This is a genomic window from Pseudomonas sp. FGI182 (assembly GCF_000511325.1).
GTDB lineage: Bacteria > Pseudomonadota > Gammaproteobacteria > Pseudomonadales > Pseudomonadaceae > Aquipseudomonas > Aquipseudomonas putida_Z.
Genome location: NZ_CP007012.1, coordinates 1463822 through 1480675 on the forward strand (window position 1 = coordinate 1463822; position 16854 = coordinate 1480675).

The 16854-nt window shown below is 55.0% G+C and carries 13 protein-coding genes; 9 read left to right on the forward strand and 4 right to left on the reverse strand.

Annotated elements, in window-relative coordinates; genetic code table 11:
- Positions 1-4 precede the first annotated feature (4 nt).
- From C163_RS06610 to C163_RS27055, 9 genes are all read left to right on the forward strand, one after another.
- Complete coding sequence (locus tag C163_RS06610; RefSeq protein ID WP_025338121.1) at positions 5-1258, forward strand: glycosyltransferase family 4 protein; 1254 nt, start codon at positions 5-7, stop codon at positions 1256-1258.
- A complete protein-coding gene (locus tag C163_RS06615) occupies positions 1255-2220 on the forward strand; it encodes an SDR family oxidoreductase (protein ID WP_025338122.1) in 966 nt (321 codons plus the stop codon). Before C163_RS06610 ends, C163_RS06615 begins: the two co-directional genes overlap by 4 nt.
- Positions 2217-3236: a glycosyltransferase family 4 protein gene (locus tag C163_RS06620; RefSeq protein ID WP_025338123.1), complete on the forward strand. Its 1020-nt coding sequence runs from the start codon at positions 2217-2219 to the stop codon at positions 3234-3236. Before C163_RS06615 ends, C163_RS06620 begins: the two co-directional genes overlap by 4 nt.
- Before the next feature lie 50 nt (positions 3237-3286).
- Positions 3287-5284, forward strand: coding sequence for a nucleoside-diphosphate sugar epimerase/dehydratase (locus tag C163_RS06625; protein ID WP_025338124.1), 1998 nt, complete (start codon positions 3287-3289; stop codon positions 5282-5284).
- A 203-nt stretch (positions 5285-5487) separates the two neighbouring features.
- Entirely contained in the window at positions 5488-6030 is a 543-nt protein-coding gene (gene rfbC, locus C163_RS06630) for a dTDP-4-dehydrorhamnose 3,5-epimerase (protein ID WP_025338125.1), read from the forward strand.
- Between the two features lie 126 nt (positions 6031-6156).
- Complete coding sequence (gene rfbB, locus C163_RS06635; RefSeq protein ID WP_025338126.1) at positions 6157-7227, forward strand: dTDP-glucose 4,6-dehydratase; 1071 nt, start codon at positions 6157-6159, stop codon at positions 7225-7227.
- A complete protein-coding gene (rfbD, locus tag C163_RS06640) occupies positions 7224-8120 on the forward strand; it encodes a dTDP-4-dehydrorhamnose reductase (RefSeq protein WP_025338127.1) in 897 nt (298 codons plus the stop codon). Before rfbB ends, rfbD begins: the two co-directional genes overlap by 4 nt.
- A gap of 5 nt (positions 8121-8125) precedes the next feature.
- A complete protein-coding gene (gene rfbA / locus C163_RS06645) occupies positions 8126-9016 on the forward strand; it encodes a glucose-1-phosphate thymidylyltransferase RfbA (protein WP_025338128.1) in 891 nt (296 codons plus the stop codon).
- Between the two features lie 315 nt (positions 9017-9331).
- Positions 9332-10396 carry a hypothetical protein gene (locus C163_RS27055; RefSeq protein ID WP_155951608.1) on the forward strand — a complete coding sequence of 355 codons (1065 nt, stop codon included), beginning with the start codon at positions 9332-9334 and terminating at the stop codon, positions 10394-10396.
- Between the two features lie 213 nt (positions 10397-10609).
- On the opposite strand, the gene C163_RS06655 is transcribed toward C163_RS27055, so the two are convergent.
- From C163_RS06655 to C163_RS26245, 4 genes are all read right to left on the reverse strand, one after another.
- A complete protein-coding gene (locus tag C163_RS06655) occupies positions 10610-11806 on the reverse strand; it encodes a glycosyltransferase family 4 protein (protein WP_038407981.1) in 1197 nt (398 codons plus the stop codon).
- A 4-nt stretch (positions 11807-11810) separates the two neighbouring features.
- On the reverse strand, positions 11811-12998 hold the full coding sequence (locus tag C163_RS06660) for a glycosyltransferase family 4 protein (RefSeq protein ID WP_256220390.1): 1188 nt from the start codon (positions 12996-12998) through the stop codon (positions 11811-11813).
- A 49-nt stretch (positions 12999-13047) separates the two neighbouring features.
- The gene (locus C163_RS06665) at positions 13048-14784 is read right to left on the reverse strand and encodes a hypothetical protein (protein ID WP_155951609.1); all 1737 of its coding nucleotides are present in this window, start codon (positions 14782-14784) and stop codon (positions 13048-13050) included.
- Between the two features lie 85 nt (positions 14785-14869).
- Positions 14870-16843, reverse strand: a complete 1974-nt coding sequence (locus tag C163_RS26245; RefSeq protein ID WP_081742241.1) for an acyltransferase family protein — start codon at positions 16841-16843, stop codon at positions 14870-14872.
- Between the last annotated feature and the right edge of the window lie 11 nt (positions 16844-16854).

A 16854-nucleotide genomic window follows, 5' to 3' on the forward strand; every position in this document is an offset into this window, starting at 1 on the left:
AGGTATGCCTGAGAAGAAACTGAAAGTGTTGGTGGTCAGCCAGTATTTCTGGCCAGAGAACATGCGTATCAATGATATGGTCCGTGACCTCACGGAAAAGGGCCACGAAGTTACAGTGCTGACGGCTTGGCCAAACTACCCCGAGGGCAGGGTTTTCCAGCGATACAAGGATAATCCAGGGCAGTTCTCTAACTACGAAGGAGCTGAAGTCGTCAGGGTGCCACTGGTACCCCGTGGCAAGCGCAGTATCCAGTTAGTACTCAACTACCTTTCATTCGTACTTTCGGCATCTGTGCTAGGGCCACTCAAGCTCAGAGGCAGACAGTTCGATGCCATATTCGTTTATGCGGTGTCGCCGATCCTTGCCGCGATTCCGGCAGTGGTGCTCCGCCGCTTGAAGCGCGCGCCGTTGTTCATCTGGGTGCTCGACTTGTGGCCGGAAACGCTGCGCGCGGTGAATGTCATCCACAACCCCAAAGTGTTGGAGCTGGTGGGTTTGGCTGTGTCCTGGATCTACAACCGTACCGATTACCTGTTGTTGCAATCTCATGGCTTTTTCGACAACGTGCGCCGTTACTGCACAAAGCCCATCGATGCAGATCGCCTAGTGTACTTCCCAAGCTGGGCGGAAGATGATTTTTCGGTGCAGGTGCTTGAGCCTTCGAAGCTGGTTAAACCCGATGATGCGACGTTCACCGTGGTGTTTGCCGGTAACCTCGGGGAAGCACAGGATTTTCCGGCAATTCTCGATGCCGCAGAGGCGTTGCGCGGCCAGGTTTCGGTGCGCTGGGTGATCGTTGGGGATGGCCGTATGAGTAGCTGGCTCGAAGAGCAGGTACGCAGCCGGGGGCTGGACAACATATTGCTGCTCGGACGTCATCCGTTAGAAGAAATGCCGCCGCTGTTCGCACAGGCTGATGCCTTGTTGGTGTCCCTGCGTACCAATGACGTCTTCGAGAAGACTATCCCCGGCAAAGTTCAGGCATACCTGGCATCCGGCCGCCCGATACTCGGCATGATCAACGGCGAGGCCGCGCGAGTGATCGAGGCATCGGGGGCTGGGTTTGCGTGCGAGTCAGGCAATGGCCGCGAGTTGGCCAATATCACCCGGCAACTGGCTGAGCTGCCTGCTGCGCAACGCCAACAGATGGGCGCAGCGGGGCGGCAATACTACGAACAGGAATTTGCCCGGCCCGCACTATTGGCGCGCCTGGAACGCCTTTTTAGCAGTGCCACTTTGAGAAGGTCAGGACGATGAGCCACAAGGTTTTTCTCACCGGCGCCAGCGGTTTCGTCGGGAGTGCGATTCTGCGCAGGCTCGTGGCAGACGGGACGCCAGTGATTGCTGCTGTCAGGCAGGGGAGCGCGGCGCCGTCGGCGCTGGTACGAAGCGTAATGTTCCAGTCGTTTGAGCAGGACAACGACTGGGGCGGAGCGCTGGCTGAATGCGACGTCGTGGTCCATAGTGCGGCGCGTGTTCATGTCATGAACGACACCGAGACCGACCCCTTGGCAGCCTTTCGCCGAGTTAACGTAGAAGGGACACTGGCGCTGGCCCGCCAGGCCATTGCTGCTGGGGTCAAACGGTTTGTGTTCATCAGTTCGATCAAGGTGAACGGTGAAGGTACCCAGCCTGGCAGGCCTTACTCCGCCAGTGACACCCCTCGGCCGCAAGATCCGTATGGCGTTTCCAAACTGGAAGCTGAGACAGCATTGCAGGCATTGGCCCGGGAATCTGGCCTTGAGGTGGTAATCGTGCGCCCAGTGCTGGTATACGGACCAGGCGTGAAGGCCAATTTCCTTAACATGATGCGCTGGCTCGATCGGGGTATACCGTTACCATTTGGTGCCATAAACAATCGACGAAGCCTGGTAGCCTTGGAGAATCTGGTTGATCTGGTGGTTACTTGCATTGGCCACGCAGCAGCAGCCAACCAGGTATTTCTGGTCAGCGATGGGGAGGACCTGTCTACCACCGAACTACTGCGTCGAATGGGGAAGGCGCTCGGCAAGCCTGCGCGCTTGTTGCCTGTTCCGGAGGGCCTGCTGAGTGCCGGTGCCAAAGCGCTCGGCAAAGGCAGTTTGTCCCAGCGCCTGTGCGGGTCATTGCAGGTGGATATCAAGAAAACGCGCGATTTGCTCGGCTGGTGTCCGCCGGTAAAGGTGGATGCTGCGCTTCGGGCTGCCGCTAGGCACTACCAGGAATACGATAGGAAATGATGCTTTTGTGGTTTCTTCCGGCCATTTTGATTATGTCACTCGTAATGACCGCGGGTCTGCGCCGCTATGCGCTGGCGCGTAGTGTGATCGATGTGCCCAATGCGCGGAGCTCGCATACGGTCCCTACACCAAGGGGCGGTGGCGTGGCAATCGTCCTGACATTCCTGCTGGCCATGGTTGGCCTCATGCTGTCAGGTGCAGAGCAGATCAGGATACTCTTGGCGCTCGGTGGGGCTGGAGCATTGATCGCGGTTATCGGCTTCATGGATGACCATGGTCACATTGCTGCCCGCTGGCGACTGCTTGGGCATTTCATCGCCGCAGCCTGGATGCTTGGCTGGTTGGGTGGGTTGCCCCCGCTGCTGCTGTTCGGCTGGACGCTGGACTTGGGGTGGTTGGGCGGTGCGTTGGCTGCGTTCTACCTGGTGTGGTTGCTTAACCTGTACAACTTCATGGATGGCATCGATGGCATCGCCAGCATCGAAGCCATTACCGCTTGCTTGGGCGCAGCGTGGCTTTACTGGCTCGGCGGCCTCAGCGGTGCCGCTGTGCTGCCGTTGCTGTTGGCGGCTGCTGTGGCAGGCTTCCTGTATTGGAATTTCCCACCGGCAAAAATTTTCATGGGCGACGCCGGCAGTGGCTTCATTGGCATCGTTCTGGGCGGGCTGTCGCTACAGGCCGCCTGGGTTTCGCCGCCGATGTTCTGGTGTTGGCTGATTTTGCTCGGCGTATTCATCGTCGATGCTACCTACACGCTGGTCAGGCGCTTGTTGCGGGGTGATAAGGTATACGAGGCACACCGCAGCCATGCTTATCAGTTTGCGTCCCGCAAGTATGGCAAGCACTTGCCTGTTACGCTTACCGTGGCAGTGCTCAACCTTTGCTGGCTGTTGCCGGTTGCGTATTGCGTTGTGCAGCTTGGCTTGGATGGCGCATTGGGTGTGGTCATCGCCTATGTACCGTTGGTCGCCCTTGCGGTCCGATATCGTGCGGGCGACCTGGAAGACCAACGCTAGCGTTGGGTATAGCGTTTCGCTTAGGTAATGTGGAAGCCTTCAGAGGAATTATGGATAAGGTGCGTACAAAGCTGCTAGCTCTGCCACGGCGGCATAAAAGGCTGTTGCAGGTGATAACTGATATCGTGCTGATATGGGTTGCCTTGTGGCTGGCTTTTGTCGTGCGACTGGGCATCGACGAGATGGCCAACCCGATCATCGATCACTCATGGCTCTTCGCGTGCGCGCCCGTGGTTGCGATCCCGCTGTTTATCCGTTTCGGCCTCTATCGCGCCGTAATGCGTTACTTCGGAAACGATGCGTTGATTGCCATCATCAAAGCCGTCACACTTTCAGCTTTGATTCTCGGTTTCATCATCTATTGGGCGAGCAACCATCAGAATGTGGTGCCACGCTCGATTACTTTCAACTACTGGTGGCTTAGCCTGATCCTTGTGGGCGGGCTACGTTTGGCCATGCGACAGTATTTTCTCGGCGACTGGTTCACCGCCGCAGTTCAGCATGTTCCATTCGCCAGTCGTGACGATGGCCTGCCTAAGGTTGCCATTTATGGCGCTGGTACAGCAGGCAATCAGCTCGTAGCGGCGCTGCGCATGGACAAAGTCATGCGCCCGGTTGCGTTCATCGATGATGACTCTAGTCTTACCGACCGTGTGATCGCTGGCCTGCAGGTATATCACCCGGAGCAATTGCAATGCCTGATCGATGTAACGGGTGCTCAGGAAATCCTTTTGGCAATCCCTTCTTCCACGCGTACACGTCGTCGGGAGATCCTTAACTTCCTGGAAGGTTTTCCGCTGCATGTCCGCACAGTTCCCGGCTTCATGGACCTGGCCAGCGGCAGGGTGAAGGTGGACGACATCCAGGAAGTGGACATTGCCGACTTGCTGGGCCGCGATGCGGTGCCCGCTCAGGCCGACCTGTTGGAGCGCTGCATCGTCGAGCAGACCGTGATGGTGACCGGTGCCGGTGGTTCGATTGGCTCGGAACTGTGCCGACAGATTCTGGGCCAGGCGCCGAAAACCTTGCTGCTGTTCGATCACAGCGAGTTCAACTTGTACAGCATCCTCTCCGAACTCGAGCAGCGCATAGCGCGCGAATCGCTGTCGGTGTGCCTGGTACCAATCCTGGGTTCGGTCCGCAACCAGCCGCAACTGTTCGATATAATGAAAACCTGGCGGGTCGACACCGTCTATCACGCCGCCGCCTACAAGCACGTGCCGATGGTGGAGCACAACATCGCCGAAGGCCTGATGAACAACGTCATCGGCACCCTGCACACCGCCCAGGCTGCGCTGCAGGCTGGCGTTGCCAACTTCGTGCTGATTTCTACCGACAAAGCTGTGCGTCCTACCAACGTGATGGGCAGCACCAAACGCTTGGCGGAAATGACCCTGCAAGCCCTTAGCCGGGAAATGGCGCCAGTGCTGTTCGGCGACAGCAGCAATGTCTCGCAGGTGAACAAGACACGCTTCACCATGGTTCGCTTCGGCAATGTGCTGGGCTCGTCGGGCTCGGTGATTCCGCTTTTCCACAAACAGATCAAGGCAGGTGGCCCGCTGACGGTCACCCACCCGAAGATCACCCGTTACTTCATGACCATCCCCGAAGCGGCGCAGCTGGTGATTCAGGCCGGCTCGATGGGCAAGGGTGGTGATGTGTTCGTGCTGGATATGGGCGAGCCGGTGAAGATTGTGGAGCTGGCTGAGAAGATGATTCACCTGTCCGGCTTCAGCGTGCGCTCCGAGCGTAACCCGATGGGCGATATTGCCATCGAGTTCAGCGGTCTGCGGCCAGGGGAGAAGCTGTACGAGGAGCTGTTGATTGGCGATAACGTGATTGCCACTCGCCACCCGATGATCATGAGCGCCAACGAAGACTTCCTGGCCTGGGATACGCTCAAGGATGCGCTGCGGCAATTGCTGGCGGCGGTGGCGGCAGATGATTTTGTGCGGGTACGGCAGTTGTTGCGCGAAACTGTGAGCGGCTATTCGCCGGAAGGCGAGATTGTGGACTGGATTTACCAGCAGCGACGGCTGGAACCCTGATTCAGCTGCAGTGCGCGGGTTAGTCTTGCTCAAGGCTCAAAGGTTTGCGCTTTCCCTGTGGGGCGGGTTTACCCGCGAATAGTACGACGCCGTATTTGGCACCGGCTACGCCGGTGTTCGCGGGTAAACCCACTCCCACAGGGATAGTGAATGCCTATCCCCACAATCTCCTGCCCCCATGCTTTACCTTTCAAGGCCGTTGAATGAAAGCAACCCCTCTCGCAATACCAGAAGTACTCCTGCTCGAGCCAAACGTATTCACTGACGAACGTGGATTCTTCTTCGAAAGCTTCAATCACACAGCCTTCGAACGTGCTGTAGGGCACCCCGTCAACCTCGTCCAGGACAACCACTCCAGCTCGCGACAGCACGTTCTGCGCGGCCTCCACTATCAGGTACACCAACCCCAAGGGAAACTGGTAAGAGTAGTGGTCGGTGAAGTGTTCGATGTTGCGGTAGACCTGCGCCGTTCATCGCGTACCTTTGGCCGTTGGGTCGGTGCCCACCTTTCAGCAAACAACAAGCACCAACTCTGGGTACCGGAAGGCTTCGCGCACGGTTTCGTAGTGTTGTCCGACCATGCGGAATTCCTGTACAAGACCACGGCCTACTACGCCCCCCAATTCGAACGTTGCCTAGCCTGGAATGACCCAGCGGTCGGCATTCAATGGCCTATTGAGCAGCCGTTCCTATCAGGCAAGGACCGATTGGGCAAAACGCTGCAAGAGTTGGAGTGCTTCGATTGAACGAAGTAACCCGCGCGGTCATGGTCGAGTGGCATGTTGATGTCGCCTCTCGCTCTCGGATCAATCGCCGACAGGCTAGAATCCAGAAAGTGGGGGAGCAGAACATGACAGCGGAAGCAGACAAATATGACCATTCTGGTAACCGGCGGTGCAGGCTTTATCGGCGCGAACTTCGTGTTGGACTGGCTGGCCGGCAATGACGAGCCCGTGGTCAACCTCGATAAACTTACCTACGCAGGCAACCTGCAGACCCTGAGCAGCCTGCAGGACGACGCGCGGCACATTTTCGTGCATGGCGACATTGGTGATTCCGCGCTGGTAGAGCAGCTGCTGAAAACCCACCAGCCACGCGCCATCGTCAACTTTGCCGCCGAGTCCCACGTCGACCGCTCGATCCACGGCCCGGAAGACTTCATCGAAACCAACATTGTTGGCACCTTCCGCCTGCTGGAAGCCGTACGCGCCTACTGGGGCGGCCTGGGTGAGCAGGCGCGCGTGGCCTTCCGTTTCCTGCATGTGTCCACCGACGAAGTGTACGGTTCGCTGGCCACCGACGAACCGGCCTTCACCGAAACCCACCAGTACCAGCCCAACAGCCCGTACTCGGCCAGCAAGGCCGCCAGCGACCACCTGGTGCGCTCGTACCACCACACCTACGGCCTGCCGGTGCTGACCACCAACTGCTCGAACAACTACGGCCCTTACCACTTCCCGGAAAAGCTCATCCCGCTGATGATCGTCAACGCCCTCGCCGGCAAACCGCTGCCGGTATACGGCGACGGCCAGCAGATTCGCGACTGGCTGTACGTCAAGGACCACTGCAGCGCCATCCGCCGCGTGCTGGAAGCCGGCAAGACCGGCGAGGTGTACAACGTGGGCGGCTGGAACGAAAAGCCCAACCTGGAAATCGTCAACCGCGTGTGCGCCCTGCTGGACGAACTGCGCCCCCGTGCCGACGGCAAGCCCTACGCCGAGCAGATCACCTATGTGACCGACCGCCCAGGCCATGACCGCCGCTACGCCATCGACGCCTGCAAGCTCGAGCGCGAACTGGGTTGGAAGCCTGCCGAAACCTTCGAAACCGGCATTCGCAAGACCGTGGCCTGGTACCTCGACAACCAGGAGTGGGTGCAGAACGTACAGTCCGGCAGCTACCGCGACTGGGTCGAGAAAAACTACGCAGGGCGCTCGGCATGAAGATTCTGCTATTGGGCAAGGACGGTCAGGTAGGTTGGGAGCTGCAACGCAGCCTGGCCCCGCTGGGCCAGGTGCTGGCGCTCAATTCCCGCAGCCAGGCACACTGCGGCGACCTGGCCAACCTGCCGGGCCTGGCCGAAACCGTGCGCGCCTACGCACCCGATGTAATCGTCAACGCCGCCGCCTACACTGCCGTGGACAAGGCGGAAAGCGACCGCGAACAAGCCTTCAAGGTAAACGCCGAAGCCGTCGGCGTGCTGGCCCGCGCCGCCGCCGGCTGCGGAGCATTGCTGGTGCATTACTCCACCGATTACGTGTTCCCAGGGCAGGGCACTCAAGCCTGGCGCGAAGACGACAGCGTCTGCCCACTGAATGCCTATGGCGAAAGCAAGCTGGCCGGCGAACAGGCCATCCAGGCCGCCGGTTGCCAGCACCTGATCTTCCGAACCTGCTGGGTGTATGCCGCACGCGGCAACAACTTCGCCAAGACCATGCTGCGCCTGGCCGCGGAACGCGACAGCTTGGGCGTGATCGACGACCAGCACGGCGCCCCGACCGGTGCCGAACTGATCGCCGACATCACCGCCCACGTTATCACCGCCACCCGCCGCGACCCGGCCCTGGCCGGCCTGTACCACCTGGCGGCGGCCGGCGAAACCACCTGGTGCGGCTATGCCCGCTATGTGCTGGAGCAGGCTGCAGCACAGGGCGTGACGTTGAAGGCCCATGCCGGACAGATCAGCCCGCTGACCACTGATGCCTATCCGACTGTGGCCAAGCGGCCGGCCAACTCGCGTCTGGATACCTACAAACTGCAGAAAGCCTTTGCCCTGACCTTGCCAGATTGGCGCCTGGGTGTGGCACGCATGCTCACGGAAATACACGAGAAATGACCACTATGAAGCGTAAAGGCATCATTCTGGCGGGCGGTTCGGGTACCCGTCTGCACCCAGCGACCCTGGCTATTTCCAAGCAGCTGCTGCCGGTTTACGACAAACCGATGATCTACTACCCGCTGACCACCCTGATGCTGGCGGGTATCCAGGACATCCTGATCATCTCTACCCCGCAGGACACCCCGCGTTTCGAACAACTTTTGGGCGACGGCCACCGGTGGGGCATTAACATTAGCTACGCTGTACAGCCATCCCCGGACGGCCTGGCCCAGGCCTTTCTGATTGGCGAAGGCTTCATCGGCAACGCCTCCACGGCGCTGGTGCTGGGTGACAATATCTATTACGGTCATGACTTCCAGCAGTTGCTGCGCAGTGCCATGGACCGCCAAAGTAGCGCCAGTGTGTTCGCCTATCACGTGCAAGATCCCGAGCGTTACGGCGTGGTCGAGTTCGACGGGCAGGGCAATGCGATCAGCCTGGAGGAGAAACCGGCCAAACCCAAGTCCAACTATGCCGTGACCGGGTTGTACTTCTACGACAACGATGTGATCGAGATTGCCAGGGGCATCCGACCGTCTGGGCGGGGCGAGTTGGAGATCACCGATGTAAACCGCACATACCTGGAGCAGCACCGGTTGTCGGTAGAAATCATGGGGCGCGGGTATGCCTGGCTGGACACCGGGACGCATGATTCGTTGCTGGAGGCAAGTGGCTATATCGCGACCATCGAGCGGCGGCAGGGGTTGAAGGTGGCTTGTCCGGAAGAGGTGGCGTATAGGCAGGGGTGGATTGGGGCCGAGCAGTTGCTGAAGCTGGCTGAGCCGTTGGCTAAGAATGGGTATGGGCAGTATTTGAAGAGGTTGGTGGGGGTAGGGTTTATTGAGAGGGGGTGAGCATTCGTTTTAGTGAGAGCGGTGCCAGGTCCCCGAAGCGCAGCCAGAGCATGCCATCAGGCTTCAGGCGGTCGCTTGGGCGGGCCGCTACCAGCATGGTTGTAGATAATGAGGTCAGCAAAAGCAGCCTTTGCCACATCCGAGAGTTGGTAACGCTGTGCCATCAAAAGAATCAGCGGCCGAAGGCGGGGACTCTGCAAGCAGTTTGCCGTAAGTGGCCAAAGTAAGCGGTCCTCTACTTTTGCGAATCCTCGTTCCAAAGGATAGTATTGCGACTGCAAGGCCCGGGAGGGGCCATTTCTGGAAGAGCAATTCGTGAAAAAAAAGACTTTAGTTTTTGCTACTGCATTAGCGATCGCAGTATTAGTAATAGTTTCATTGCCTAAAAGTGACTTGCCACCGTTCAAAGGTAATGACTTCTGGTCTGTATCCGGCGAGAAAAAAGAAAGAGGAATTTCTGATCTTGGCTGGGATCTCAGGGATGAAAAAATTCTGCGGGTTTGGTGGGATGATGGCGATCACAGCTATAGAATTACACTTCAGCGCCTGGGTGTAAATAATCTGCCAAATATACGTGCTGTGGAACATCGACAGAAAAATGGAGACGTTTTCGGTAAGTGGAAGCTAGTCAATCGCTCCGATAGTGGTTGGCTTCCGCCACTGATTGTAAAAGCCCTCGAGAATTACGATAAAGGCCCCCGGGCGTTTACGGGTGGCAGCCATGGTTCTACAGGAGCTGCGGACGGCAGGCCGACAGCAAAAAACACCAACTTCCAGATTGTTGTGGATGGTGCTGAAAAAGATGCGCCTGGAAGAGGTAAGGCTAAAGATATTACAGTGTATGTGACAAACGATATTGCTGGTTTCAATACAAAGGAATCTGGGCGCCTGGTGATGCGTCAGCAGTTTGTAATCGAGTTTCGTGATGGTGGGATTTATATTGATACCGGCAATACCGCTCTTGAGAATGTAGGGGTTGTTGTCGATTACGCGCTTCAACCTATCACCACCGGGTTCAAAGGCCAGCGGACATCCTATGGCTCAGAAGTCTCAACCGAACCATACGTTGATGCTGATTTTAATACTGGACCAAAATCGCAAAACCCCAGTGTCTGGGCAGCATCCTTTGAGAGCGCTGAGCATGGCGGCATGATGCTTTGGATGGATCGCGGATACAAAGACGGCGATGTCCGTTACGTGGACGATCGTCAAATGCTCATAAGAGGCAGCCAGTACTCTAGATGGTATCTCGGTGTTGTACTGGCAGACCTGTCAACCAGGCCCAACGGCTTCGAGTTTAAAAAGGGCGATAGCTACGGCTACCGGGCTGGGGTCGTATTCACACCTCCGAATGAAGAGGTATCAATCGTCAATTGGTAAACGCTGGCTCCAGCCTGTATTACTTGTGGGCTGGAGATTCATCCTACCCAAGGCTCTGTACGAAATAGATGCCTCAAGCCGCGCATGGAACAAGCCAGAGATACCCTGGTGGCATAGTGTTTCGTACGGAGTCGATGAGTTGAAGGTTACTCGAACGTTTCAGACTCTAGCGTAAACTTTTACCCTTTCTCGACCGCGTCGATGAACTTCGGATCAGGTCGATCCGGCCATCGCCATTATCTCACGTGCCATCTCCCCCATGATACGCTCGCGGCCGTAACGTTCAACGAATTGCCGGCGGTCGACGCTAGCTAAATGCACCGCCTCGAAAGCTTCAATCGCGCAAGCTACATCACACGAGGGAAAAACAGCAGCATTGGCGACTTCCTTGCTAATAAAATCAGTAGAAAATCCGCTAACCCCCGCCCATATTGGTTTTCCTGACGCTGCGTATTCAAACAGCTTTGATGGCAATACTCGCTTGAAAGCCTGCAAGTCGTTCAAGTGCAGAAAGAGCACATCGGCCTGTTCATAGAACAGCTTGATTTGCTGCCGTGGTACGGGTGCCAGTAATTCGACATTGTCGAGCTGGCGCAGACTAAGTGCATCACGAAGACTGCTGAAGTGCCTGCCATCACCGATGACCTGAAACCTGACCCTTCCTCGCAACTGCTCTGCCAAGGCAGGCAGGATTAGATGCAGTCCCTGTCCGTCACCAATGTTGCCAGCATATAGCACGCGCAAAGGCTCACCTTTTACTCGGCCTTTGTCGGTGCAGCCAAGTGGCTCGATGAAATCTGCGTCCACCCCGTTGGGGAATAACGAAAATCTTCCATCCGGGTAACGAGACTGGAAATAAGGCAAAAAACCGGGCGAAACAAGATTGACGATAGTTGCTCGTCGTATGACCCAACGCTCCAACATCGAGAACAGCCATACCACCGGTCGCCAGACGGTAGCATTGAACACGCCTGCCAGCGTCTCAACAAAGATATCGCGGATGTCGAGGTACAGCTGTACTCCTTTGCAAGCAGCTATGAACGCCCCAAGCACAGCAGTCATCAAGCGAGACGATGTCGCGAACACCGCGTCGTATTTCCTGGCACGCGCGAACCGGAATGCCACGATAGCAAAATATAGGAACGACCAAGCCTGCCCCAGCAGTCCTCCTTTGTTCTTCGGTAGAACAATTCGTCGGATATGCAAGCCGTCATGCTGTTCGCTGCTATCTGCCTCGCGTTTGAAGGTGTTGTAACGGTTTGGCCGGGTGGTCACCACATCGAGATGCACCCGATCCCCCCCCTGCGAACGCAGCGCCTTCACTAGCGCTGCAGAGCGAAATGAACCAGCCGAAAGATCCGGGGGATAAAAGAAACTGAGAAAGAGGATTCGTTTTGTCACTGGACGCATTTAGTCAGCCCTCCGTTGGCCCAAGCACCCGCGTATAGAGCGCCAGCAGATCATTCTCCTGCGCCTCCCAGTTCAATACGGCAGCGGCAGCGCGTGAATTCTCGGCATAACGCATACGCCTGGCGTCGTCCTCAACTAAAGTTCGGAGTGCCGCGGCCAGAGTATCGTTGTCTCCAGGAGGTACTAGCAGGCCAAGATCATGGCTTTTCACTACCCGACGAATTTCCGGTAGGTCGGAGGCCACCACTGGCAAACCAGCCTGCACATACTCGAACAGCTTGTTCGAATCAGTGGTGTAGTGGTTCAAACAGGTATTTTCGATGGGCTGAACGCCGATGTCTGCCGATGCGGTATAACTGGGCAGCTCTGCCAGAGCCACGGTTGGAATAAAGCACACCCGTTCCTCTAGACCCAGCTCTGCAGCGATGGACCGCAAACTTGCATCGAGTCGTCCTCCGCCGATGAAGATGAAGTATGCGTTCGGTACCTGAGCCGCTACCCGAACAAGGCGCTCGAGCCCGCGTCCTTGCTGCAAGCCTCCTTGATACAGAACGATAGGCCAAGGTTGCTTGAGCTCGAGTTCGCTGCGAATACGATTCGAAGCCTGCACCGCCTGGAAGCGCGGTCGGTTCTGCAGAACAATTGGACGCGCAACACCATAGGCCCTTGCAAAAAACTTGGCTCGAGCGTCAGTAGTGGTGATGGTGCCTTGTGCTCGTGGCATCAAGGCCCGTTCGATGTTCGCTACCAGCGTTCGGAAATTGGCATAGCCTTCTCTCCCGGTGCTAATTTCGTGAGCGTCGTACACAAGCCTCGCGTTGCTCAAACGGGCCGCTAGCCATGCGGTCGGGAGTACATTGACATCATGAGCGTGTACTACATCAGCGCGTCTGCGAGCCATATGCCAACACAACATGCCATGCGTCCATAGCCTTGCCGCTATTCGAGACATTCGCCCAAAAAATCCCATTTGATCGATCGCCACGCCCGAACGCCTTGGAAGTCTATTTGGCCGAGAAAATAGGCTGCGTGGAATACGAACTATCTTGATCTGACTGCTCAAAACTTGAGTGCGAGAAGTCACGCCTTGCGTGTGCAGTGCAAAGACCGTCACCTCATGCCCCATGCTCTGCAGAGTTTCGGCCTCTTTGAGAACTCGAGCATCATTGAGAAAATCGTTCCACACGATCATTGAAACTGTTGCCATTATCCCTCCAAGGAAACCATTCGTTTAAGTGGCATCAAGCTTCAACGAGAAATGTCTCGGCCGCAGACAAGATATTGGGAAGTAATTCGATAGCACTTCTAAACGACTGCCGGCGATAATAGAAATCCAAGGCTGAGATAAGGGAGACCAAGGTTACTTGTGCCTCAGTCAGTGTCTCGAGTTCAGGTCGTCGCTGCTTGGCGAACTGCAGCCATTCGCTTAGAAACCGATAGCTGCTATCTTTGAAGAACCATCCCACGCCAATGGGTTCGATGGACCACGCTCCCCAATGCGAAACAATAACCTGATTTTCGGTGCGTCGCATGGATGCCAAGCTCAACTCGGGATTGAAAATGGAAAGAGGCATGCTCTGCATAAAGTCCAGTATGTCAGGCATCCAGCTAGCACAACGATCCACCATTTCCGACTCGTGTTCGGAATAAGCTGCTAATCTCAAAAGGCTAAAATCAATGTCGGCCGCACGTACAGAAATCGTGGGCTTCGAGCGAGCATGCATATCCACCAATGTATCAGGTGGTGGCCGCGACCAAAGCTCAGCTAATACCTCCAGGCCACAAAGGTTTTGTTCGGCCAATACGATATCCCTTGAAGGATAGGCGGAGAAAACACTTACCTTGAATTCTTCAAATACGGTGCTGCCTAAAAACGAGAATGAAGGGAAATGTTGATCAACAACCGAAAGAAGCGCTTGCTCGTGCATGAGCAAGCCCTCTCGGCTTGGCTCGAACACCTTTGCAACAAATAATTTTGGTTTGCCATCTATCAGGCACTTTGCCTCAAAGCCCAACACGCCAAAGCATCCAACTTCGCGCCATTTAAAATCCACGACACTCGCTTCTCGTCCAGTGACATCCTGCACGACCGACTCAATCATCACGGTGTTCTTTTGCCCCAGCAATTCCCAAAAACCTGGGCGGTCAAAAACAGCATTACGGGCGGAATAAGAGTGCGAGTGGAAGAAGAGCGCGTTGATTTGCTCCCGCTGCGACGACAGCGACATACCGTCCAATACGCCTTGAGAGGCGCGGAAAAACATCTGCCTAACCAGAAGAAGCGCAATGATTGCGACATAACCTGGCACGCCCCCTCCCAACAGGAAGTCTACGACGATAAAGCAGAATCCGGTCATGAACATGAGCGCCGCAGCGGCGTTAAAAATCACCACTCTGCTTCGGTAAACAATCTCTCTTAAGGACTCGGAGTACTGGAGAAAAAGCGCTAATGTCAATGCTATCGTAAGAACAAGCCCAGTGAGAAATAGTGCCAGTGCACCAAAAACAAAAGCCACACAGCAAAATGCGATTAAGCAGAAAATAAATGCAGACAGCATGCCGGTGTAACGATGAAAAAAACTCTTCGCAAGGTCTCGCTGATTGGGAAAGATAATCAGTTTGCGACTGCGAGATAAAAGTGTTGCCGCACCTTTGTCAGAGGAGATATGAATCAGACGCTCACTTGCCCAATATAAGAAATAAAAGACTACAGACAGGGCTACGAGAAATAGAACAACATGATTCTTCTCATAGGCTCGTAATGCGCTTGGAAAGTAACCCGGCATGCCTTCTGAGCCAATTAATATGATGACTTTTAATGGTAATAAAAATGACGCCATCAAAAACAATTGAGACACAATGGAAAGAAATAAAACCAATAACGTGCAGAGTGTTGCCCCGCGCAGAAGTTTATTCAGTAATGATACCGACCACTGAAAGAAGGAGCTCAGCACTGAGGTCAACCACAAACCTTTCATCTTTACTACCCTATAGCCATAATGACGCTGGTGTTTTACCCTGTGCAAAGGCAGGGGCTACTAAAAATAGCCCCTGCGGAAAATACTAAAGCTTGTCTACAAAATCATCGAGACCAATGATGTTGGCGAGCGCCGCGTTCGTTTCAGGCTTTAAGTTCCTACGCAAATGATTGTTATCCCGGTATACGAACTCGCCCGCGAAAATAGTTCCACAGTTAGTAGGGGTGCACATCACCTTACTTGGGAGCAGGACTTTTGCTCCCCAATCCGACGCCAGTTGTGTCAAAACACTATTATAAGGTTCATGCCTAGCAGAAATCTTTCCGTAATTCATGTGGCGGAAATCATAATTACAATGGCGGAATGGAATGCTCAAAGAGGCCGCAGCGCAGGCGTTGTAATTACTATCCAGTCTCGGCACCTCACCAAGGAAAAGCAATTTTCGTCCGTCAAGCTTCAAGTGACCAAGAAGCTCGGTGAAGGCGTCGTACATCAACACAGGGCCGCGCCTGTTATCATCTGCTGAAAGTGATACAAGGCTATCACCATGACCGCTCCAGGCAGCGGCCATTATAATGAAGTCAAGATCCTTGGTTTCATTAATCCATTTAGACATTAACTTCTGCTTCGTCGTGCAGCGCTCGCCAAAAAGTGGGTTGTCTGGTCGATTATAACCAACGTAGCTTGTATTCAGGTAAGGCGGGCAGGAGCGCGGAGCAATGACGATAGAGATATTTTTCTTGCGAGCTACCAGATCCAAAATGGCAGCAAAGTGTTCAGAATGGCTATCACCCCAAACAACTCCCCGCTTCGCAGCGCCGTTCCAGCTAGCCCCAATCACGCAGCTTGGCCCGGCGCCCGGAACAAGTTTTTGTTCCACACAAGGCCAATCCCACATCTTTTTGACATCTGTAAGTTCAACAGTGTTTCTTGCGACTCGGCTTTCAAAGCCGTTCGATAGCAGTACAGACCCTGCCAGAAGAACCAGTGTGCAGGTAGCCAAGGTAGCAGCACTAACAACAAATTGAGGCTTGAAAGAAGTCTTACGAACTTTTTCCTCTACAAACCGCCAAGACAGCCACCCCATGAGTAGACTCAGGCAGAAAATCGCTATCGCTTCTGCGGAGGAAAGTTCCTTTCCAGACCAATAGGTGCGATAGAAAACAATCAGAGGCCAATGCCACAAATAAACAGAGTACGAAATGTTGCCTACAAATTGCATTGGCCAAGCGCCAAGGCAGCGCTCACTTAATGCCACATTACGACCAAAGTGAATCAGCAACGCAGTCCCCAGCACTGGAGCTGCAGCCCAGTAACTTGGATAGGAAAGCCCTTTATCCAACAACAGCATTGCCCCGAGAATCAATGCCAAACCCAACAGTACTAGGCCTTCTCTCACTCGATTCGGGGCGGAGCTGCCAGCTGAAAAAGCAAGAAGGCATCCGACACCCAGTTCCCAAGCCCGCATCGGGAACATGTAGAACCCGAACATCGGATCCTGAACGGCCATGATCAAGCAAACTATAAAAGACGTAATGAAAAGCGATGCGATTCCGATGAAGGCCGCGCGTCGGCTCCGGGAAAGAAGCGCAATAATAATTAGAGGGAAAAATATATAAAACTGCTCTTCCACTCCCAGCGACCACATGTGTAAGAGTGGCGATTCTTCAGAACTTGGGTCAAAGTAACCCGAATTCATGTAGAAATATATGTTCGCAGAAAAAAATGATGCGTACAGGGCGCTGGAGGCCAAGTTTTCAAATGCCGCAGGGGCCAGCAAGAAATAGCCGGCAAACAAACTGGATACCATTACTACCAAAGCGGCAGGAAGTAATCGTTTTACCCGGCGCAAATAGAAGTCAGAGAACGTGAAGCTTTTGGATGCAGCCTCACGCAGTAATATACTGGTAATCAGATAGCCAGAAATTACAAAAAAAACATCAACCCCTGCAAATCCACCGGGAATCCAAGAGAAGCCGAGATGGAATAGCAATACGCCAATAACCGCAACAGCCCTTAGCCCTGCAATGTCGCGTCTGAAAACAAGCGCAGAAGACATCAATTTTACTC

Bases quoted from the DNA above. Each gene is read 5' to 3' on its own strand.
- C163_RS06660 (WP_256220390.1), bottom strand. From the start codon at position 12,998: ATGATCGTGTGGAACGATTTTCTCAATGATGCTCGAGTTCTCAAAGAG.
- C163_RS06620 (WP_025338123.1), top strand. From the start codon at position 2,217: ATGATGCTTTTGTGGTTTCTTCCGGCCATTTTGATTATGTCACTCGTA.
- rfbD (WP_025338127.1), top strand. From the start codon at position 7,224: ATGAAGATTCTGCTATTGGGCAAGGACGGTCAGGTAGGTTGGGAGCTG.
- rfbC (WP_025338125.1), top strand. From the start codon at position 5,488: ATGAAAGCAACCCCTCTCGCAATACCAGAAGTACTCCTGCTCGAGCCA.
- rfbB (WP_025338126.1), top strand. From the start codon at position 6,157: ATGACCATTCTGGTAACCGGCGGTGCAGGCTTTATCGGCGCGAACTTC.
- rfbA (WP_025338128.1), top strand. From the start codon at position 8,126: ATGAAGCGTAAAGGCATCATTCTGGCGGGCGGTTCGGGTACCCGTCTG.
- C163_RS26245 (WP_081742241.1), bottom strand. From the start codon at position 16,843: ATGTCTTCTGCGCTTGTTTTCAGACGCGACATTGCAGGGCTAAGGGCT.
- C163_RS06665 (WP_155951609.1), bottom strand. From the start codon at position 14,784: ATGAAAGGTTTGTGGTTGACCTCAGTGCTGAGCTCCTTCTTTCAGTGG.
- C163_RS06655 (WP_038407981.1), bottom strand. From the start codon at position 11,806: ATGCGTCCAGTGACAAAACGAATCCTCTTTCTCAGTTTCTTTTATCCC.
- C163_RS06615 (WP_025338122.1), top strand. From the start codon at position 1,255: ATGAGCCACAAGGTTTTTCTCACCGGCGCCAGCGGTTTCGTCGGGAGT.
- C163_RS06625 (WP_025338124.1), top strand. From the start codon at position 3,287: ATGGATAAGGTGCGTACAAAGCTGCTAGCTCTGCCACGGCGGCATAAA.
- C163_RS06610 (WP_025338121.1), top strand. From the start codon at position 5: ATGCCTGAGAAGAAACTGAAAGTGTTGGTGGTCAGCCAGTATTTCTGG.